Source organism: Phycisphaerae bacterium, from assembly GCA_035384605.1.
In the GTDB taxonomy this organism is placed as follows: Bacteria; Planctomycetota; Phycisphaerae; order UBA1845; family PWPN01; genus JAUCQB01.
Window position 1 is genome coordinate 1 of sequence record DAOOIV010000015.1, and the last position, 21,366, is coordinate 21,366.

A 21,366-nucleotide genomic window follows, 5' to 3' on the forward strand; every position below is an offset into this window, starting at 1 on the left:
AGCGTTCTCCGGGACTGGTCCGTCGATCGATTTCAAGGTCTCGCTTCCCGCACAGGCCGCCTTGGCGATGTTCTGTTTCGTCGGCGCCGCTCGCAAGTTCCACCGTGAGGACGTCCTGCCATTCACTCCGCTCATGGGGCTGGCATTGGTAGCCTTCTGGGCAACACTCACATGGCTGGGGATCGTCAGCATGGACCGGTTTTTCGGCAGCGCCGGCCCCCGATCGCTCGGTCCGGGGGACCCGCTGCCCCCCGCGGTTCAGATTGTGTCTTCCACACTGCTCGGCGTTCTTGTCGCAATCGTGCCTGTGATGGCAAGCGCGCGGCTGGCGGCGGCGCACCATCAACGACGGCTCCTGCGGGACGTGGCGATCGGTTCAAGACCGCTGTCGCCCAATATCATGGTGTTGGCTGTAACGGTGATTCTGTGCACGATTCCCCTGGCCCTGATCGCAAGGGAAATGCGCGTGTATCACTCGCCCTGGACTTCCACGATGACCCGGAATCTGGGATACACGGCCGTAACGATCGCGCTCAATCTGATCACAATCAGCTATCTCATGCGCATTCTTTACCGTGTTACCGGCAAGTCGGCCGTGATGGTCTTCCTTTTCGTCCTTTGCACGTGGATCGGTCCTCTTGCTCTCGACTTCATCCGTTTTGGTCTCTCCGGCATGCAGCCGCTAGATGATATTGTGACCGGACTGTCGGCGTGCGGGCCGGTGGGAACCATGATTCTGATATGGGGGCAGTTCCAGGGCAGCGTCGAATTGGGCTTGAGCATCCAGGCGTGCTGCGCGGCGATCTTCGCGCTGCTCTTTCACGGCACCCAGCCTCGCAAGGTCGTGCCCGAGGCAAGGGCCGCCGGCCTGGCGCTGGGCATCTCGCATCCGAATGCCGCTCCCGCCGCGCCGCCGGAGGAACAAGCAGACTCCCCCTCTCCGTAACCACCCGATGCGGCATTTTGTTCGTTCGCGACCTGACGCAGGTTCGCAACAGCCGGCCGCTGGACGGCTCGGCGACCGACGCACCTATGGAGCAACGGCGCGTGCCTACGTCCAGTCGCTGTGGAACACGCCTGGCTTGTCAATGCGCTCGTAGGTGTGGGCCCCGAAATAGTCTCGCTGGGCCTGAAGCAGGTTGGCGGGCAGCTTCTCGCTCCGATAGCTGTCGTAATAGGCCAGCGCCGATGAAAAGGCCGGCACCGGAATGCCCAGATCCGCCGCGGTCGAGACCACCTTGCGCCAGTTCGCCTGGCTCTTGTCGATGATACCCTTGAAATACGGATCGAGCAGCAAATTGGCCAGATTCGGGTTGCGGTCGTAGGCTTCCTTGATGCGATTGAGGAAATGGGCCCTGATGATGCAGCCGCCCCGCCAGATCATCGCAATCTCGCCGTACTTGAGAGACCATTTGTACTCTTCGCTGGCCGCCCGCATGAGCTGGAAACCCTGAGCGTACGAGCAGATCTTCGACGCGTACAGGGCGTCGTGGATCGCCTGGATGAACGCCTCCTTGTCACCCTTGTAGCCAGGGGACGGTCCGCTGAGCTGCTTGCTTGCCTCGACGCGCTCCTTCTTGATCGCCGAGATGCAACGAGCGAACACGGCCTCGGCGATCGTCGGGGCGGCGATGCCCAGATCCAAAGCCGAGGCGCTGGTCCACTTGCCGGTCCCTTTCTGCCCGGCGGTGTCGAGCACCATATCCACCAGCGGCTTGCCGGTTTCGTCATCGATTCGCTTGAAGATGTCGGTGGTGATTTCAATCAGGTAGCTGTTGAGATCGCCGGCGTTCCATTTCTTGAACACCTCGTGCAAGGCCTTCGCCTCAAGGCCCAGGGCCTTGCGCATGATGTCGTATGCTTCGCAGATCAACTGCATGTCGCCGTACTCGATGCCGTTGTGAACCATCTTCACGTAGTGGCCGGCTCCGTCGGGACCGATGTACGTGCAGCACGGCTCGCCGTTGACCTTCGCGGCGATGGCCGTCAGAACGGGGGCGATCATGTCGTAGGCTTCTTTCTGGCCGCCGGGCATGATGCTCGGGCCTTTGAGGGCACCCTCTTCGCCGCCCGAAACGCCGGTCCCGATGAAGAGGAAGCCTTTGGCCGACAGGTCCTTGTTGCGGCGGATCGTGTCCGGGAAATGGCTGTTGCCGCCGTCAATGAAAAGGTCCCCCTTGTCACACAGCGGAACCAGCATGTTGATGAAGTCGTCGACCGCCTGGCCGGCCTTGACCATCAGGATGATCTTCCGAGGCTTCTCGAGGGCGTCCACGAACTCCTCCAGGGTCTTGGCCCCGATGAACTTCTTGCCCTTGGCCCGGCCGTTCATGAAGTCCTCGGTCTTCTTGTACGTTCGATTGAACACGGCCATCGAGTAGCCGCGGCTCTCGATATTGAGAGCCAGGTTCTCGCCCATTACCGCCAAGCCGATCAGACCCACTTGCTGTTTTGCCATCAGTCGCTCTCCACTCGTTAGAACCTTCCGGCCCGACATCCGTGCAGCTTGCGCGCATGTCTCTGGATCGCCGTGCGCTTGGGTTGCGACCCGCAAGAAGGCCGACGGACTTAGCCGGAAGCCCAGAGTTTTACCCGTGTTTGAAGGGGAAGCCGGCGGGTCCGCAGTCCCCGACCAGCCAACAGCCGGACACCCCGCTCAAACCGGCTCTTGCCCGGGACCGCAAGATTCTACGACCCATCTGCGATAGTTCAAGTCGGTCTCGTCGCCGTCAAGAGCCGTCTGCGGAGGTCGGGGGGCAGAAGATTAAGCTGCCCTTTGACCTGATCGAGAAGCTGATCAATGCTCAGATGGAGGTCCAACTGACCGCCCAAGGGCAGATCCTGGCCCAGAATCCTCGCGGTGATCAGGGCAGGACCGGCCGGCCCCAGCCCGCTCAGGACGCGCACTTCCTCATGATCGATCAGGATTCTGACTCCCATCTGGGTGTATTGAACACGATCAGGCAAAAGCTGGCTCGGCAGCCACAAACCGAACACCTTCTCGAATGCCTCCGTCAACAAAGCCTTCTTGATCGTCCCGGTCTGGCCGGCGGGAGGCTCGCCGGACAGCTCGATGTCGCCGCCGGCAATGCGTTCGTTTTCGATCACCAGTGAATTGATGCGGGCTCGCAGTCGCCCCTCCAGCCCCGTCTTTCCGAAAAGCCTCTGACACAAACCGTCAAGCGAGCCGCCGTCCCAGCTTCCCAGCACGTGCAGGTTGCGTACGATGCCCTCAGCGACCTGTCCATCCAGCACGCGAAGCCTCGCGATACCCCCAAGCTGCGGCCATCCGAACCTGGCCAGTAGCGGGTCCACCGCGATCTCCGCGGCTTCTCCTCTGAACCGCAATTCTCGCAACTGGCGGTCCTGCACGACCAGTTTTTCGATCGTCAGATCGAGCAGGCCCGAGACGGCACCGCCGGGGATTCGTTTCGTCCACTCATCCAGACGAACCTTTTCCGCTCGACCCGACAAGACGATCCGGTCGCCCCCTCGCGACTGCATCAGCGTGATCGTCCCGCAGAAAGACCCCTGGGTTACTGGGGATTGGAGTATCTGGTCGAGCCCCAGTGACGTCAGAGGCAGTTCCGGAACCACCAGCACAACCTCAGGCAGAAGGTCGTCAGCCTCGGGATCGATCCGGGCCGAGATGTGGATGGGAGCGGAAGTGACATGGCCGTTGAACTGGTGACAGACAAGATCCGCGTGCCCGCTTCCCTGAACATCGAAAACCAGCTTGCCGTCGACTCCATCCGCGTGCAGATTGCAGCCCGGCCACTGCCATTCGAGACGGGCCCCGTGCAGTCGGACGATCCCGAGTTTCACCGCCTGGAAGTTGTGCTTCAGACCGGCCTGCAGGAGGCGGGTATAGTCATGCGATCGCCAGGCCTCTGAGCCGAGCAGCCACACCGGCTCATGGATGTCGAGCGATGCCTCGTGCCCGCCGGGAGCGCCCGATTTGTCCCAGATCACCCGTGGGCACCGAAAAACGAGGTCCCGCTTCTCGGGCAGCCAGACGCGGACATCGTCAAGCTGCCGAGCTGTGAAACTGTGCGGGGAGATGCTCCCGACCTCAGTAGGCAGTCCGAAGAAGCCGACCAGATCGGCTTCGAGCCCCCGGCGATAGAGGTCGCTCTGGTAGTACAGGGCATGGGCCACTGTGGCCGCGACCACCCCGGCGACCATCAGCCATGTCCCCCAGGCTGCCGCCACCCTTCGCTTTCGCATGAGCTCCTGGTGCCCTTGTCGGTTGACGACTCTCGCCGATTCGGCAGGCGGTACTTGCGGCCGCCCTGCCCGGCGCAGCCTCGACCCGGCCGAGCCCGCTCGTCCCCAACTGGCCGGTCGAAAGCGATACCAGTCTACGCACCGCCGGCCTCCGATGCCATCTTCCGCCGGGCAGTGCGAGCCTCACGGGCGGTGTGTACAATGGCCGGGCATGAGGCTGCTTTCGCTGTTCCAGATCTCCCTGGCCCGCAAGTGCCAGTTGCTGTTCGGCCTCGCCGTGCTCTTGATCATTGCCGCTGCACTCTTCGTGCCCGGCTATTACATGGGTTCTTTCGTGGATCAGATGCACGTCCAGCGCGCCCAGCAACTGGCCGCCGTGGCAGCCGCTCGCATCGACCCGGCCGCCGCCGACTGGCGCCAACAGCAGAAGGCTCTTGACCAGTGGTGGGAAGTCAACGAAAAAGTCATTCCGTTTCTGAAAGAGTGCCGTCCACGGGTGATCAAGCTGCTGCCGGCCGACAGCGAAGAAGTCGCCGCCCAGCAGCGGCAGGAATTCGCACGGCTCATCGGCAACCTGTCTGCGCAGGTGCGTCCGGTCGTGGAGAAGCTGAAGCGGCGATGGGATCCCCCCGCCGCTTGGCAAGTGGCTCGATTCGCATGGGAATCCCTGCCGGAGCACAAGCGAGATCATTGCCTGAAAGCGATTCGCCGGGCGGCCGCCGACTTGGGACGCGCATTCGCCATCGGTAACCAGTGGTATCCGCCGCTGGACGAATTCCAGAAGAACTGCGTCGAACGAATGCTCAACGAAGGCTCCAGCGGCGAGGGTGGGCCGATGCGCTCACCGGACGGACCGACGGTCTACCGATACATTCAGGCCGTCAGGGGATCGCCCTCTTCGCCGTCAACCGGCCACCCGCTCATCGGCATCATTGACATCAGTCTGTCCGCGCCGATCACGGATGAGTTACGATTCCTTACTCGCGCCATCCTCGTGCTGGCCGGGCTGCTGGCCGGGTTCCTGGCGATCCTGGTTTTCTACCTGATCTCGCAACGGCTGATTCTGGCTCCCGTTCGCGAACTAACCGCACTGGCGGGCCGGATCGCCGGCGGCGATCTTCAGGCCAGGGCCAGCCTCCAGACCGGCGATGAGTACGAAAAGCTTTCCGACGCCTTCAACGACATGCTCGTTCGCCTGGAGCAGGCCCGAGCCGAACTCGAAACGGCCAACCGTTCCCTCGACGCAAAGCTCGGCGAACTGGCCGAAACCAACGTGGCTCTCTTCGAGTCAAACCGCATCAAGAGCGAGTTTCTCGCCAACGTCAGCCACGAGCTTCGTACTCCGCTGACCTCGATTATCGGCTTTGCGGACCTGTTGCGGGATTCCATGCTCAGCGGTGGGCAGATCGACGTCGCACGGGCCGCCCGGTTTGCCGACAACATCCTCGTCAGCGGCCGCGGACTGCTGGACCTGATCAACGACCTGCTGGACTTGGCCAAGATCGAGGCCCGCAAAATCGAGCTGCATCGCACCGTCTTTTCGCTTCGCGACGTCTGCGAGGCGCTGTGCGATTTCGTGCGCCCGAACATCGAGAAGAAGTCCCTGGTCATGACGACGGACATTGACGAGAACCTGCCGATGATGACCTCTGACGCCGGCAAACTGCGGCAGATCCTGTTTAACCTGTTGAGCAACGCCATCAAGTACACGCCGGAAGGAGGATCGGTACGCCTTGAAGTCCGCGTGCTCGCCGGTGGCCGGTGGGTGCGGTTGGCAGTGATCGACAACGGGCCGGGCATCGCACCGGAAGACCAGGGCAGGATCTTCGAGAAATTCCATCAGTTGGACTCGTCGGTGACCCGCGAGCACAGCGGAAGCGGGCTGGGGCTGGCGATCAGCAAGGAGCTTTGCACAATGCTGGGCGGTACCATTCGCGTGGAAAGCGAACTCGGCCAAGGCTCGCGGTTCATCGTCGAGCTCCCCGTTGAATGCCCCGAGTCGGCCGAACGCCCGCCGATCCCGCTTCGTGCCTGACGCGACCCGGCCGCATGGTGCCCTTCTCGTGAGCCATGACCCCATTCAAGCCGAACGCTTATCGCAAAGGCAAGCCGACGAAGGTTCTGCACCGAGGCGATGCCTCGATTGCGGGTACATCATCGACCACCTGCCCGAGCCGAGATGCCCGGAGTGCGGGAAGGATTTTGACCCGAACAAGCCCGAGACGTACTGGATTCGCCCCACAAATGCCAAAACAAACGGCATCAACTACGTTCTCAAAGGGACGCTGGCCTTCCTGGCGGCGCCGGCGTTCATTGTGATCAGCAGACTGCCGTCAATGGGATGGTTGGAACCGGCTCGCGGTCCCCTGTGTGGGTTCGTTGCCGTTCTCGGCATTGGGTTCGGGTTTGCCTACCTCTCGGGAACTGTCGCGACGGCACGAGGCGCCATCCCTCCCTGGGCTCTGAAGAACCATGGAATCCGCCTGATCTGTGGGCCCGGCCTGACGGTACTTGAGCACGTCTGCTGGGCAATCGCCGGTTTCTGTTTTGCAGTCGGCCTCCTGATGTTTGCCGGCCTGTTCTGGAGCCTCCTGTGACGACCGACGATCGTTCTCGGAATGTATCCCGTCTTCGGTGGCGTTTCCGAAGGCAGGACATGGTCGAAATCCGCGCAGCGGATGGGACCTGCCGGTGATCCTGTCCGTTCTCGGCAGGTCTCGGTCGCGGTGGCGACCTGGACACCGGCCTACCGTGACGGCCGCCGATACCTGTGCCACCGTTTCAGGGATGTACCCTCGCTCCCGGGGAACCTTTGGAGATACCTTGGCAAGAGAGCTGGCGCGCGGTATAATTCGCCGTTGCCCCCGGGGAAGCACCCGTTGCATCAATTGTGGTTCCGATAGTCCGCCGCGTGCGGGGAGCTACCGATTATGCGCCGGTGCCTGACCCATCAAGCCTTCACGTTGATCGAAGTCCTGGTCGTCGTTGCGATCCTGGCACTTCTGGTCGCGATTCTTCTCCCGTCGCTCCAGGGAGCACGCAATCAGGCCAAGCTCACGCACTGCAAGGCAAGCGCCAAGCAGATCGCAACCGCAATGAGCATCTACCAGGCGGAGGCTCAGGGATACGTGCCGATCATGCTGAACTGGCATTCCGGGCCCGTGTACAACGCTCCGGCACGGGCAGTCTTTCTCTCTGTGGCCCTTCGCAGCGTTGAAAAGGGCCTCTTCGGACTGTCGAAGCGCGTTTCTACCACCGGCCAACACTTCGATCCAAACGAGTCTTGGTCATCTGACACCCGCGACGACTACGAGGCACGCTTTCTCCCAGCCCACTACGTCTGCCCGTTTGAGCGGGGCCGGCAACCTTGGGACTTAAGGCACGTCGGATTCGCACCGCCGCATACGTTGTGGGAGTGGAACGGTGTCATGGAGTCGTACCAGACGTGGCTCTGGGAGGACATCGTTCGAGATCAGCAGGTCTACTCTGAACCCGTAGGCTGGTCCCGGCCTACAGACGGCCTGCCCCAGTATTCCGTCATGACCTGGAATCAGGTACGCCAGACCGGAAAGCCGCCAAGCGACCCGGCCATCAAGAACCTGCTTCACCGGCGGTGGACGGACGGCGAGGCCCGCCTTCAGAAGGCTGCCGGGTTAGGCGGCGTGACGGTCATCTACTGTGCCATCGGTGAACATATGGAGATGGGAAGTCGTCGGATCGACATGGGAAGCCACCGGACCAGCACCGGCGGAGGCACAAACGCAATCTTCGGCGACACGCACGTCGAATGGGTCAGGGGCACGCGCATCGGATGGCCGTGAGCCGAGCCGACCCCGACCACCTGAACCAGACAGAGGTGTGAAACATGACGCGGATCGCACAATCGACGTTGTTCGTGGCTCTCTACCTGTTTATCGGTGCAATGCTACTTGTGGCTTGCGGACGTGATACCAACTCGAAAGCCGGCGACAAGTCCCAGGCCGTGAACGTGATCTGCACGCGTTGCGGAGCCGACGCAACCATCCAGATCACCGGTGACGTCAAGGACGAGGTTTGGCCCAAGCCCTGCCCCTCGTGCAAACGATCGAGTGCCTATCCTTCGGGAAAATGCAGCCAATGCGGCAAGCTCATTCCGCTCATGGACCCGCGCACCCGAGACTATGCGGTGCCGCAGTCGTGCTCGCACTGCGGCAAACCCTGGGAACCCCAATCCTGAACGGCGGACTGCTAACCCCTCAGTTGCATGAAATCCGACCAGGAACAATCGGACGGGGTATGTAGGGTCTGTGCTCGCGGATCAGGTTATCTGCAGGCGGCCTTCTCGCAGGGTTTCCTGGCTTGCACTAAAACGCCGGCACCGGTGCATTACGCCGTAGGCGACCAAACAAGCCCCATCCTCGATTCTGCATTCGCTATTCTTCGCTCCGCAGCGTTGCCGTATGCAATGCCCCGGTTGATAAACCTATCTTTCCGAAGGTATCATCGCCCACCGTTTGCACTCGAATCGTCATTCAAGGAGGACCGCGATAGTGAACCGCAACCTGGTACTGATATGGACTGTCATGCAGTGTTTCATGTTGCTCGCATGTTCTCAACGTGCCGAAGGGGCCGACAAGACGCAGGCATCGAAGGGGCTGCCCTTCGACATCGGCACGTTGGACGCCTCGGCCATCAAAGCCGCCGGTCCTCGCCTCTTTTTCACTCAGGACGAGATCGAGCGGGCCACGGCGCGCCTCGATACCGACGAGCAGGCTCGGGCCATCCTCGACAACCTCAAGGCCGAGGCGGACAAGCACCTGCAGATCGAGATCAAACCGCTGGATGAAAGCTGGTGGAACAAGGCCAAGAGCAAGAAGTGGGAGGAGACCTATCCGGAGGTCTTCGAGAACACGGCGATCAGGCCCGGAGCGTACGCTCACCCGGCCGCGACTCTCGCCGTCGCCTGGCTGTTGACCGGCAAGCAGGAGTATGCCGACAAGGCCGTCGCCCTGCTTAAGAACCTTACTCCTTACTCCTTCGCCCCCGAGCATTTCGACGTGGGGATGAATTATGCCGGCTGGGGGTTGTCGATGCTCAAGGCCTACGACGCCCTGCTGCCCGCCCTTCCGCCGAGTCAGCGAAAGGCGATCGATGCCTGCCTGACTCGGATGGCCAAGGCCGTCGCCAAGAACGATGTTTACTGGATCGAGAATGACGTCGGCGGCGGCATCAACAATCACTTGGCGTGGCACAAGATGATGCTCGGGCTGCTCGGGATGTTCTACAACCGCCCCGAGATGGTCGACTATTGTCTCCATGGCCGGCGCGGGCTCGTGTCCCTGCTCGAAGACGGGTTGACTGACGACGGGCTGTGGTGCGAAAGCAGCCTCAACTACCAGTTCGCGGCCATCGCCCCGATGCTGATCGTGGCCGATTGTCAGCGGCGATTGGGCATCAGTCCCGGCCTGCACGGGCTGGTTGCCGGCAACGGCCGCATGCTCAAGCAGTCGTTCGACGCCATGTTTAACGTCCTGTCAGCTGACGGCATGATCCCGCCCGTCGGCGATGCCTACGGCCACCACCAGCGGCTGTACGACAACAAGTTGTACGAAACCTGCTGGCTGCTGTGGGGCGACTCCAAGTACGCTTGGCTCATCAGCCACAGCGAGAACCCCTCGGTGACGATGCTCTTCGCCCCACCGCTGCCTCAGAACGTGCCCTCACCGCCCATCGGCTCGATTCTGCTGCCCGAGCACGGGTACGCCTTCCTCCGATCGAAGCAGGACGACCTCTACTGGGACACCGACGCCTGGTGCGCGTTCCTGACGTACGACCGCAGCGGCGTTCATGCCAACGCCGACAAGCTCAGCCTCACGTTGTTCGGCCAGAAACGCATGCTGGTCTCCGACGTCGAAGGGCGGGCGACCGTGCCCCACGCGTTCAGCAGCAAGATCCAGAGCGAGCTCAACCGCGGCGCCCTGAGCCAGAACACGGTCATGATCGACGGCGGCGACCAGCGTTGCAGCTCCGAGATGTTGCGCCTCATAGAGTTCCGCGATCTGCCCGAAGAAAAGCGCGTCACCGCCGCCGACGACAGGGGCATCCTCTACGAGGGCATCCGCCAGATGCGGACCATAGCGATGACCCCGGAGTACGTGCTTGACGTGTTCCAGGTCGACTGCGGTGCCAAGCCGCGACAGATCGACTGGGTGGCCCACATCCTCGATGGCCACGCCAGGATGTCCGAGTCCGGTAATCCTGATCTGGCGTCACGCGAGCCTTTCGAGTTGCCCAAGGGCGCGGCATGGAAATGGCTTCGCGACCCCCAGAGTTTCAAACCGACCGGGCCAATCAGAATGGAGTGGCAGGATGGCGAGGTGCGTTTGCGGCTGCGGATGCTCGATCCGGGGATCGAACGTGTGATCCTCTGCGGCTACCCGTCCACCGACCAGCCGGATTCGCCAAGCATCCCTATGATCATGGTCCGCAAGAAGGAGAAGCAGGCGATCTTCGCGGCCGTGTGGCTCATCGGCAGCGAGATCGAGGAGGTCGAGTTCAAGACTCTGCCGAGGCACAATGGAATGCTCGTCTACCAGGTAAAGGCCGGTGAAACAACGCGCAAACACCTGGTGCCGGCGCTCTGACGGCCGGGATCGCTCCGGTTCCTTTACCCGAGCGCTACCCATAGCAGCGTCTTGGCATTGAAAAGCATATGCACGAGGATCGGCAGCGTCAGTGAGCCGCTGCGCTCATATGCGTACCCCAGAATCATGCCGAGTGCTATCAAGGCCGGGATGTGCTGGGGCGTGACCGTGTGCATCAGACCAAAGAGGCCGGCCGCCACGCCGATGGCCATCCAGCGGTGTTGCCAGGAACCCCGGCGAACAAAAGCCAGCTTCTTGACGCCGCTCTGTAGGAGCCCGCGAAAGAAGATTTCTTCGCCCACCGGAGCGAGAATGACCGCGCCGACGATCGCGATGATCCGTACGCCGAGCCCGGCTTCAGCGTCCTTCACGACAGTGAGCACCGTGTGCTCGGGGGGAACGGAGTCTGGCCACAGGAGTCTCCACAGCCCGATACTGCCCCAGTAGAGCATGGTGCAGATCAGCAAGGCCGCCAGCCAGGCTGCCAGAGCCCACGGCATGTCCTTGCTCAACGGTCGGCGGCCAAAGCCGAATTGCCTCCAGCCGCGAGGGAAAGTCATCCTTGCGAGCACCAAGCACGCGGCGATCATGAGCACTTGTGCCAGGTTGGCCGCCAGCACGGTTGATCGGGGCTTGGGAGACGGATTCGATTCGGTGGCCGCGGTGGCGGGTGACGACGTCAAAGCCCGGGGTATCGGCTGACTGTCTGGTGGAAGAACATCACTCTCGCCGGAAGAGACGGGGGCGACAGGTCGAGAAGCGGAACCGGCAAGCGTCTCAGCCGATGTGCCGTCCATCCAGGAAGCCGCCTGGCCTGCAATCATCCAGGCCAGCAGTTGGGCGAGCACGCAGAACCACAACCAGACCGGGGTCAGGCGGTTAAGGCGGATCGGTGAGCCGCAGAGCGGGTCGCGGCGTCCGCTTTGCCACCACTTGGCCGCCAAGGCCACGATAACAACCCCGCCTGCGACAAGCAGGCTGAGGTCAATGGTTTGCATGGTGTTCGCTGAGAGCACGGCGAGCACGGCCATCATGGGGGCCTCTTCGTATCCACCCGTCGGATCGCTTACAATGCCGCTTCAGGAAACGAGCCTTCTCGGCATGTGTGAACGTCGTCGTCACAGGAGTCTCGAACGTGGGCAATATATTGGATCAGATTGTGGAAACCAAGCGGGGCGAGGTGGCAACGGCCAAAAGGCGGAGGCCCCTGTCTGAATTGAAGGTTGCCTTACGAGATACACGGCCGACGCGCGATTTCATACGCGCCGTGGCCAAGTCCCCCGCAAGAGACGTCAATCTTATTGCCGAGATCAAGAGGGAGTCGCCCTCGGCCGGCCTGATCAGGGACGACTTCGATCCCGTCGATCTGGCGCGCGTTTATCATTCCGTCGGGGCTGACGCGCTGAGCGTCCTGACGGATCGGACCTACTTCGGCGGTTCTCTTGAATTCATCGCCCGGGTCAAAGAGACCGTGCCGATTCCCGTGCTGCGCAAAGACTTCATCATCGACGAGTACCAGCTCTACGAGACCCGCGTGGCCGGGGCAGACGCAGTCTTGCTGATCGGCGAGATTCTTCCTCCGGCTCGTCTCGCCGACCTGCTCGAATTGGCTTACGAGCTCGGTTTGGCCAGCCTCATTGAGGTCCATGAGCCCGAGACGTTGGAGCAACTCCAGTCGGTCGTCGGTTTTCCAAACAGGAAGCGCGGTCTGCTGGGGATCAACAACCGCAATCTGAAGAGCCAGCAGACGGACTTGGCGACTACGGAGATGCTGGCGAAGCAGGTGGGCAAAGACGTGGTCTTCGTGTCTGAAAGCGGCATCAAGACCAGGGCAGATGTCCAGCGATTGACGCAGGCGGGGGCTCGCGCGTTGCTCATCGGCGAGACCTTCATGCGATCGCCCGACGTCGCCGCCAAGGTGCTTGAACTGCTGGGTCCCGTGCCGGTCACACGTTGAACCGGAAGTTGATGACGTCCCCGTCCTGAACGATGTAGGTCTTGCCTTCGAGGCGAACTTTGCCCGCGGCCTTGGCGGCCTTCATATCACCGGCGGCATGGAGATCGTTGTAGGCGACCGTCTCGGCCCGTATGAAGCCCCGGGCGATATCGGTATGAATCTTGCCCGCCGCCTCGACGGCGTCACTGCCTCTCTTGATCGACCAAGCCCGCACCTCGTCGTCGCCGACGGTCAGGAAGGAAATCAGTCCCACGGCCTCGTAGCACGTCTTGATCAGACGATCCTTGGCCGATTCACTCACGCCCAGGTCCTCCAGGAACGCCTTGCGGTCCTCAGGCGGCAGCTCGGCGATCTCGGCTTCCGTCTCCGCACATAGCGCAATGGTGGCCTTTGCCTGCGGCCATTCGAATGGTGCCGGCTTGGCCGCCTGATCTTCGTTGACGTTGATCACCGCGATCAGTGGCAGCTCGGTCAGGAACTGGTAGCCGGAAAGCGTCTTACGTTCCTCATCGGTTTCGATGATCGAGGAGATGGGCTTTTCGTTTTCCAGCGCTTCCTGACATCGCTTCATGAGCGCCAGCTCGCGTTTTTCCGGCTCGTGGGTCTTGGTCGGCTTGGTTAGAGCCTTCTCGATCTTTTCGATCCGGTTCATGACCGCTTCGAGATCGCAGAAGATCAGCTCTGCGACCAGCTCTTCGAGATCAGCGCGAGCGTCAACCCGATCGCGGTAGGGGGGAACCATGGGGCTGTCGAAAGCCCGCACGACGGCCACCAGAGCGTCGGCCTGCCGAAGGTGCGGAAGGCTCTTTCGGAACTCCGCTTGTTGTTGGGCGGTCTCATGGCTGAAACCGGGAACATCGAGGCAGTCGATCGTCGCCTCGACCATTCTCTTGGGCTTGTAGTGGTTGTAGAGCCAATGCAGCCGCGGGTCGGGCACCTTCACCACCGCCAGGTGCTCGCCCAGTCCCGGGTGGCTTGGAGCCGCTTGCCCGGTGACCGCCCGAAACAGGGTTGACTTGCCGCTCAGTGGCGGGCCCACGAACGCAATTCTCATTGCAACTCCCGATTCTCAGGAAACATTGGCATGGGCGATTGTATGCTCCGGCGCAAAGCGGTCAACCCATCGCTTCCGCTGCGGTCGCGACGTCGCTACGATGATGCTTGCTTTCCGGAAGACAGGCTCACAACCCAGGGAGCGCACACGATGGGTCGAAAACAACGCCTCGTGACGATGGTTGTTTCCGCTTTGGCCGCGGGGTCGCAGGCGACGGCCGCCCCGGGCACCCGGACCAATCTCGTTCTGATCATGACCGACGACCAGGGGGCCTGGTCGGTGGGTTGCTACGGCAATTCAGAGGCCCGTACGCCCGTCCTGGACAAGATGGCCGCCGGCGGGGTCCGCATGACGCGTGCCTTTGCCACGACGCCGGTCTGTTCGCCCAGCCGTGCGACGTTCTTCACCGGACGGATCCCTTCCCAGCACGGCATCCATGACTGGATCAAGCATGAAAACATGGGGCCGCGAGCACGGTACTGCCTGCCCCGCGAGAAACAGATCAGCGAGGTTCTCGCCGAGGCCGGCTATGTCTGCGGCCTGTCGGGCAAGTGGCATCTCGGCGACAGCCTCCACGCCCGCGCCGGCTATACCTTCTGGTACGCGATGCCACAAGGCGGCAGCCAGTACAACGACGCCGAGATGATCTGGCAGGGTGAGCTGGTCAAAGCCGAGGGCTATATCACGGATCGCATCACCGACAAGGCCGTCGAGTTCTTAAGAACCAACCGCGACCGGCCGTTCTTCCTGAACATCCAATACAACGCCCCGCACAGCCCGTACACCGGCCAGCCCAAGGAACTGGTCGACCTGTTTGCCGATGTCCCGTTCGCGTCAATCCCCACGCTGGCGCCGCACCCGTGGGCTGCTTCGGGTTTGACGAGCCTCCACAACCAGCGCGAGCCGCTCGAGCAGTATTTTGCCGCCTGCTCGGGGGTCGATCGGGCCGTCGGCCGCCTGCTGGCGGAACTCGAGATGTTGGGGCTGATTCGTGACACGCTGGTGGTCTATACCAGTGACCAGGGCTTTTGTACCGGTCATCACGGTTTTTGGGGCAAGGGCAACGGCACCAATCCGCGAAACGCCTATGACACCTCACTGCGCGTGCCGATGATCTTCAGCCATCCCGGGCGTCTTCCGGCCGGCGCGACCGTGGACGCGATGGTCAGTGCGTACGATTTCATGCCCACGGTTCTTGATTACCTGGATGTAAAGACCCCGACCGACCGGAATCTGCCCGGCGGCAGCTTCGCCCCCATGCTTCGCGGCGAGAAGCAGCCGGACTGGCCCGACGCCGTACTAGGCGAGTACGGCCAGCTCCGCTACATCCGCACCGCCGCCCACAAGTACATTCACCGGGCCAACGGCGGGCCTTTCGAGTTGTACGACCTGTCCAGAGACCCTCAGGAGACGACCAATCTGGTGGATCTGCCTGAACATCGGGAACTGAGAACGGTGCTTCGCAAACGCATGTTGGACTGGTTCGAGCAGTACGTCGAGGCCGGCGCCGACCCCGTCGGACAAGAGTACATTCGCCCGGACGAGCGGTGACCTCACCACACCGGTCGGGCAAGGTCGCACTTGCCGGGCGCAACGAAGACCCGCGTCATCAGTCTAACCAGCGTCAGTTCGCGCAATCGGCGTTGACCGGCACGTTCTCGCCGCTGTAGCAGCGCTGGAAGGTGCTGAAGTCAGTCTGATCTACGTCGGTATCCCGGTCGAGATCGGCTTTCGCGCAATTCCCGTCGGCGAACGGTATGCCCGGTCCGGTGGCACAGGCCTCGAAGATGTCCAGATCGTCCTGGTCAACGTCGCCGTCGCCGTCGTAATCGACCGGGGCATGGTAATCGCGAAGGGTCCGCAGCCAGAGCAGACTGGTGCCCTCCGCGTACAGCTCGAACACGGGCTGGCCGTCGATGGTGGGCAGGTCCAGCGTGTCGAATGCCTCGTTGATGATGCCGCCTTCCGCGTGCGCAATGAGGAACCTCGAATTGATCGCCGGTATGTAGCCGTTGAGGATCTTGACCTTCAGCTTCCCGGCCAGCGAGATTGAGTAGGCGGAATCCCAAGTGACGATGACGCTGGAGTCGCCGTCTCCGGCCACGTCGACCAGGAACGTGCCTCCCGACTGCTGGACGTAGCCTTGCCTGAAGGTCAGCTCGCGAAGAGCACCCGTCCCCGTATAGGTCGGGTGCACCACGCCGGAAACGTTGGTCACGGGGCGAGCAATCCAGCCGACGCCTTCGATCGTTCCGTGAAGTGTGATATCAGTGTCGATTCCGCCCTCGGCTAGAGATAGTGTTCCGGAGGTGTAGATGGTTGTGCCGCCCGACGTCCATACCCAGCAGTCCCGCCCGATGAACAGGCGGCCGGTGCCGCCGACCGTCCCGGCCAGATCGCCGCCGATGGCCAGCGGGCCATCGATATCCCAATGAGAGGGATCTGACCCGGTCGGGTTGGACAGTTCCACCTCACCCTGCGAGCCAGGTGTTCGGCCGATGACCCCATAGGTCGAGAACATGTAGCCGCCCGCCATCTCGATACGGCCTTTGCCCATCCAGCCGACGGTCAAGCCGCCATCAGGCATCTGCCATGTAGAGCCGTCCTTGATCGTTACCAGGCCGGTGCCCCCTGCGCCTCGGCCGACGATACCGGCACTTTCAGTGGGGGAAACGTGCTTCCAGGAGACGACGAGACCGCCGTCCTCGATGTTGAGCGTTCCATTGCCGCCCGTGTTCGAGCCGAGTGAGATCTGGGCCATGCTCTCCAACGTGGAAGGCGTCCCGCCATCCATGCCCGTGACCGTCAGGATCCCGGTCGAACGCATGCCGATGTGAGTGAGGCCCTTGAAACCGTCGTCCCACTCCGGGTCCGTGTTGGAGCCATCGACATAGATCCTGCCGCCGTTGCTCACCGTTACCTCGCCCGGGCCGTCACGGCCAACCTCGAACTGAAAGTGGGACAGCAGAAGAGAGTCCAAACCGTCAACCAGCAGGGTCGCGTCGCCGCCGCCACCGCCGATTGTGGTCGTATAGCCGGTGGTGACTTGGCCGCCGTTGGTGATGCTCAGCAGATTGCCGGCGCCCTGCCGGCCGATCTCCATCCCGATGTAGCTGCCCGCACCATCCTTGCCGGAGACTTCCAGCAGAGAGTCGGCCCCGTCCACGATAACCTGGCTGTAGCTGCTCTCTTCGGCATTCGGGTCGGTGCCCACAATGACCGGCCCGTGGACGACAGCCCACGCATCCGCCCATAGCTCGAAATCGCCAACCCCACCGTAGCCCACGGTGAGACGCTGTTCGCATTCCAGTGCCGGGATCGTCGCGCCGGAATTGTCTCTGCCCGGTCCAACGAGCACGATCGTCCCCGTGCTGCCCGGCGTTTCCGCGAGATGCATTTCGCCTCGATTGACCACCGACCCGCCGTCCCACGTGGTCACAGAAGCTGATCCGGACTTGCCGACGATCAGACTGACCTCCCAATGGGACTGCAACTCCCATTGTGATCCGTCGCCGGAAATGTCGGCCATGCCCGTCGAGCCCGGGTTGCAGGCCATGTCGCACTTGCCCGTTTCAGCGTCCGCGCCGTTGGCCACATACAAGCTACCCTCCCCCTGATCGCCGAGGCCGAGCCAGCCGCCGGCCTGCCAATAGGAACGCACGTTGGGGTCAGACGGCTTCGTGCCGTCGACGGTGATCGTGCCGTGCGAGCCGGCGAACTGGCCGACGAATCCGTGACCGTGATGCATCCAGCCACCGTCAACGATGTGCAGTGAGCCATAGTCTTGAGTCCCAACGCTGACGCCGTGAGCAACGACGGTGAACACGCCGTCCTCACCGATGGTCAGCTGCCCGGTTCCGTTAAGACCGATCTCGACGTCCTTCGCGTCAACGTGGCCGTCGACAATGGCCAGGTTGGCCGTCGCATTTGCGGTGTTGCCGACGGTGAGAGAAGCCCGGTATACGTCGTTCCATTCCCTGAGTATCCAGTAGTTCCAGCCATCCAGATCCAACACAATCTGATCGTCAGTGTTCTGGCCCGCCGGCGCGGTCACCACCAGTCGGCCCGTCCGGTGATCGTCGTCGAACAGGACGGTCTGATCGGCGCCGCTCGGCGAATTGAAGATCGCGCGACCGTTTTCCCAGGGGGTGCCTGACGGGTCCCAGAACGAGCTTTCGGCGAACAGTCCGCGGTCCGGTCCGATCCAAAGATAGTCATCCGTCTCAGGCACCAGGGTGAAATCCATCCGTAAGCGGGCGTTGAAGGGACCTGATAGAAGGCCGTTGCTCTCGGCTGCTGCCCGGACGCCGCCGTACCAGTGGTAATCAACCCCCGGGGCAAGTGTTCCGACGAAATACCAGAAGCCCGCTTCGCCCGGGGTCGTGTTTCCGACACCTTCCAGGACCGCAAACAGGTCAAAGGCACGGTCGCCTCCGGCAAGATACGCCGGCACCAGCCCATCATCATATTCCTGCTCCACCCTGACAACATACTCGTAGTTCCTGTCCCTTGGTTGGACCCAGAACTGGAAATAGCTGTCGCCTTGAGCAAAAACCTTCGAATAGCCCGTCTCCGTGAGCTCGGCCTGAAGGTCAAGCAGCGCCGCGTCAATGTGCTGAAAGTCGTAGCTGTCAGGAGCAATCGACACATCCAGGATGCTGAGCCCTCTGCCGGTCAGTGTATTGGTGATCAGCTCGGCCTGGTGGTTGTAGGGCTCCGGCGTGTCGTCGTAAACCTGCTCCACGAACGTCAAGGTCTCGTCAGGAAGAACAAACCCCCCCGCCTCGACTCCGGCGGAAAGGATCTCATAGTTGTAGGTGAGATCAGCCTTGGCAAAGACCGTGACCATTGATGATGAAAGAATGACGGTTGTCAGAACTGACTTGGGGCGCATGGGTTCGTTCCCTTCCTCGCGTTTGACCTGCGACTGCGACGTGTTGCGGGCCGTTGTTGCCGAGTCCTCGCAGGACTCGGTGCCGACCGAACCAAGTGATCGCCTCTCGCGCGGGAGCGTCATCCTTTACCCGACGCGCGGCTGATCGGACGCGCAACCACCCCTGTCCCTTCACGGTCCTTGGAACGGGGTTGATGCCCTATTGTACAACGTTCTCACCCGTTCTGGAAGGAGATGCCCCAAAGGAACAGTTGGTTCCTGGAAAACCGCATCCTCATGGTACTAAAGTACTTGCGCTGGACGGTTCGGATTCGGAATCGGTAAGATGCGGACGTTCTGGTCTGGCCGGTCCACCGTCGGCAATTCGGCATATGCCGAATCGACCATCCGATCGGATCCAGCGGCCGAACCCCGTGTGACACTCGTGCCGAAAGCCGCCGTGTGGCAATCCAAGCAGACCTGACTCCCTCGTCATGATGTCGGTTTCGGAGGTATAATTGTCGCAAGCCGGCCAGGCTGCGGGGTGCCGGCAGATCTCATGGAAGGCCATTTGCGCTGCGGAAAGGAGACCGCGATGAAACGTCTTGCCTGTCTTGCCTTGGTCGGGTTGGTATTGCCGCTGGTCGGGGCTTGCGACCTGATGAAACTGCTTCAGGGCAAAGCCACGACCGTCCAACTGGTCAACAACGGCGATTACCCGGTCATCGTCGAGCTTCGAATCAGCAACAATCAGTATGTGCTTCAGGAGTTGCTCAGGGAGTTTGGAACAGAGCTGACCTACACTATCCCACCCGGTCAGGCGGTCACGTTCTTCAAGGATTGTGAGGACCTTCAGGCCATTCTGATCAAGAAAGCCGACCTGAGCCTTGTCGGAACCGTTGGTCCCAGTGCCAGCACGGATATTCTCCGAGACGGTGGCGACTTTGGTTGCGGGGATATCATTATCTACACCTTCGACCACCCTGACGTGCCCACCGCTCTGGAGATCAGCGAGAACGTTATTGGCTGAGCGTTCTCTGCGTGACCAGAAGCGGCTCGGCAGGATCGCTGCTGTGATCTTGGTTGCTTCGGGCGCTTTGCCGTCCCGGTCCCGGATGGTTAGCACCTTACGGCTGGACATCTGTGCGGTTTGCACGCATGTTTCTGCATCGTAGGACGGTTGGGTTGCGGCCCCCAAAAAGGCGGTCCGCCTTAGATTGCATCGGCATGATTCAGACCGCTCAGGAACCGCTCTCGAAGGCACCGCCCATCGCCCCGACGCGTACCCGCTTCTGGGTCATTGTCTTTGCCGTGACGCTAGCGGTCGTGACCTACATCGATCGGGTCTGCATTTCCCAGGCGGCACCATTCATTCGGCAGGATCTTGGCCTCAGCGAAGTTCAAATGGGCCTGGCTTTTGCGGTGTTCTTCTGGACATACGCCTTGTTTGAGATACCCGGCGGCTGGATGGGCGATCGGTGGGGCGCCCGCAGAGTCCTGATGCGGGTCGTAGTCTGGTGGTCCTTCTTCACCGTGGCCACCGGCTGGGCATGGAATCTGGCCTCCCTGGTCACGGCCCGAGCCCTGTTCGGCGCCGGAGAGGCCGGCTGCTTCCCGAATGTGACCAAAGCTTTCGCCACCTGGCTGCCGCGAGGCGAGCGGGTCCGCGCTCAAGGACTCATGTGGCTCAGCGCCCGCTGGGGCGGAGCCTTTACCCCTTTGCTGGTGATACTGGTACTCAAGTTCCTTTCCTGGCGACAGGCTTTCGGCGCTTTCGGACTGCTGGGTGTCATCTGGGCCGTCTTCTTCTACCGCTGGTATCGCGACGACCCGCGAGATAACCCCCACGTCAATGCCGCCGAGCTGGCCCTGATCCCAACTGCCTCTGAGACCGCGCCGGTTCATCAGGCCGTGCCCTGGCGAAAACTGCTCAGATCAAAAACCGTCTGGCTGCTCTGTGCTCAATACGCTTTCCTGAGCTACGGCTGGACCTTCTACATCACCTGGCTGCCGACCTACCTCAAGGAAGCTCGTGGCCTTCAACTCGGGACTGGTGCCGTCTTGGCGGGGATACCGCTGTTGTTTGGCGGCGTGGGCTCCCTGTGCAGCGGGTTCATCGGCGGCCACTTCGAGAGAAAAGGCGGAAACGCCCGAAGGATTCGCCGCCTCATGGCCTGCGCAGGCTGCCTCGGTGCCGCCGGGTGCACGGCCGTGTCCGTGAGTATCCACAGCCCCCTTACGGCAATGATCGTCATGGGCCTGGCCAGCTTCTTTATGGACCTTGCGGTGCCGCCGAGCTGGGCGGTCTGTATGGACGTCGGCGGCAGGGCTTGCGGCACGCTCTCCGGCGGCATGAACATGATGGGCAATCTCGCCGGCAGCCTTGGCCCGCTCGCCACGGGTTTTCTGCTGGTGCGGACGGGCCATAATTGGGACGTCGTACTCTACACGTTTGCCGGTGCCTATTTCATGGGAACGTTCTGCTGGATGTTTCTCGACCCCGTGACGCCGCTGTTACCTGCAACGCCCGTTCGGGGTTCTGAAGTGGTTGCCGTGCGCGAGACCGGGAACTGACAACTGGCGACCGACAACTCTTCCCGTCAGCCTCTTGCCTTCTTCGAGTCACTGAAGA

15 protein-coding genes are annotated in these 21,366 nt (G+C 61.9%); 10 read left to right on the top strand and 5 right to left on the bottom strand.

The window, feature by feature from the left end; all coding sequences use genetic code 11:
• The coding region (locus PLL20_05770; protein HPD29482.1) for a hypothetical protein at positions 1 to 946 on the top strand (946 nt) is incomplete at its 5' end.
• A gap of 105 nt (positions 947 to 1,051) precedes the next feature.
• On the opposite strand, the gene gndA is transcribed toward PLL20_05770, so the two are convergent.
• Together gndA and PLL20_05780 are read right to left on the bottom strand one after the other, a co-directional pair.
• Positions 1,052 to 2,458, bottom strand: a complete 1,407-nt coding sequence (gene gndA / locus PLL20_05775; protein HPD29483.1) for an NADP-dependent phosphogluconate dehydrogenase — start codon at positions 2,456 to 2,458, stop codon at positions 1,052 to 1,054.
• A gap of 251 nt (positions 2,459 to 2,709) precedes the next feature.
• Complete coding sequence (locus PLL20_05780; GenBank protein HPD29484.1) at positions 2,710 to 4,227, bottom strand: hypothetical protein; 1,518 nt, start codon at positions 4,225 to 4,227, stop codon at positions 2,710 to 2,712.
• 211 nt (positions 4,228 to 4,438) lie between these two features.
• On the opposite strand from PLL20_05780, the gene PLL20_05785 reads away from it, so the two are divergent.
• The 5 genes from PLL20_05785 to PLL20_05805 all read left to right on the top strand — a co-directional run bounded on the left by PLL20_05785 (position 4,439) and on the right by PLL20_05805 (position 10,850).
• On the top strand, positions 4,439 to 6,262 hold the full coding sequence (locus tag PLL20_05785; GenBank protein ID HPD29485.1) for a HAMP domain-containing sensor histidine kinase: 1,824 nt from the start codon (positions 4,439 to 4,441) through the stop codon (positions 6,260 to 6,262).
• A gap of 28 nt (positions 6,263 to 6,290) precedes the next feature.
• The gene (locus PLL20_05790; protein HPD29486.1) at positions 6,291 to 6,824 is read left to right on the top strand and encodes a hypothetical protein; all 534 of its coding nucleotides are present in this window, start codon (positions 6,291 to 6,293) and stop codon (positions 6,822 to 6,824) included.
• A gap of 333 nt (positions 6,825 to 7,157) precedes the next feature.
• Positions 7,158 to 8,048, top strand: a complete 891-nt coding sequence (locus PLL20_05795; GenBank protein ID HPD29487.1) for a prepilin-type N-terminal cleavage/methylation domain-containing protein — start codon at positions 7,158 to 7,160, stop codon at positions 8,046 to 8,048.
• 44 nt (positions 8,049 to 8,092) lie between these two features.
• Positions 8,093 to 8,443 (top strand): hypothetical protein, encoded by a 351-nt coding sequence (locus PLL20_05800; protein ID HPD29488.1) that lies wholly within the window; start codon positions 8,093 to 8,095, stop codon positions 8,441 to 8,443.
• A gap of 313 nt (positions 8,444 to 8,756) precedes the next feature.
• The gene (locus PLL20_05805; GenBank protein ID HPD29489.1) at positions 8,757 to 10,850 is read left to right on the top strand and encodes an alginate lyase family protein; all 2,094 of its coding nucleotides are present in this window, start codon (positions 8,757 to 8,759) and stop codon (positions 10,848 to 10,850) included.
• Between the two features lie 23 nt (positions 10,851 to 10,873).
• Here the strand turns inward: PLL20_05805 and PLL20_05810 are convergent, their stop codons facing one another.
• The gene (locus PLL20_05810; GenBank protein HPD29490.1) at positions 10,874 to 11,884 is read right to left on the bottom strand and encodes a CPBP family intramembrane metalloprotease; all 1,011 of its coding nucleotides are present in this window, start codon (positions 11,882 to 11,884) and stop codon (positions 10,874 to 10,876) included.
• Positions 11,885 to 11,985: 101 nt separating this feature from the next.
• Here PLL20_05810 and trpC point away from each other — a divergent pair, with 101 nt between their 5' ends.
• The gene (gene trpC, locus PLL20_05815; GenBank protein ID HPD29491.1) at positions 11,986 to 12,807 is read left to right on the top strand and encodes an indole-3-glycerol phosphate synthase TrpC; all 822 of its coding nucleotides are present in this window, start codon (positions 11,986 to 11,988) and stop codon (positions 12,805 to 12,807) included.
• On the opposite strand, the gene PLL20_05820 is transcribed toward trpC, so the two are convergent.
• Entirely contained in the window at positions 12,797 to 13,861 is a 1,065-nt protein-coding gene (locus tag PLL20_05820; protein HPD29492.1) for a DUF933 domain-containing protein, read from the bottom strand. The two genes, trpC and PLL20_05820, sit on opposite strands and share 11 nt — an antisense overlap.
• A 150-nt stretch (positions 13,862 to 14,011) precedes the next feature.
• Here PLL20_05820 and PLL20_05825 point away from each other — a divergent pair, with 150 nt between their 5' ends.
• Positions 14,012 to 15,412: a sulfatase-like hydrolase/transferase gene (locus tag PLL20_05825; protein HPD29493.1), complete on the top strand. Its 1,401-nt coding sequence runs from the start codon at positions 14,012 to 14,014 to the stop codon at positions 15,410 to 15,412.
• 73 nt (positions 15,413 to 15,485) lie between these two features.
• Here the strand turns inward: PLL20_05825 and PLL20_05830 are convergent, their stop codons facing one another.
• On the bottom strand, positions 15,486 to 18,755 hold the full coding sequence (locus PLL20_05830) for a hypothetical protein (GenBank protein HPD29494.1): 3,270 nt from the start codon (positions 18,753 to 18,755) through the stop codon (positions 15,486 to 15,488).
• A 574-nt stretch (positions 18,756 to 19,329) separates the two neighbouring features.
• Between PLL20_05830 and PLL20_05835 the strand changes: the two genes are divergently transcribed.
• Together PLL20_05835 and PLL20_05840 are read left to right on the top strand one after the other, a co-directional pair.
• Complete coding sequence (locus PLL20_05835; GenBank protein ID HPD29495.1) at positions 19,330 to 19,764, top strand: hypothetical protein; 435 nt, start codon at positions 19,330 to 19,332, stop codon at positions 19,762 to 19,764.
• A gap of 197 nt (positions 19,765 to 19,961) precedes the next feature.
• Entirely contained in the window at positions 19,962 to 21,308 is a 1,347-nt protein-coding gene (locus PLL20_05840; protein ID HPD29496.1) for an MFS transporter, read from the top strand.
• Positions 21,309 to 21,366 lie beyond the last annotated feature (58 nt).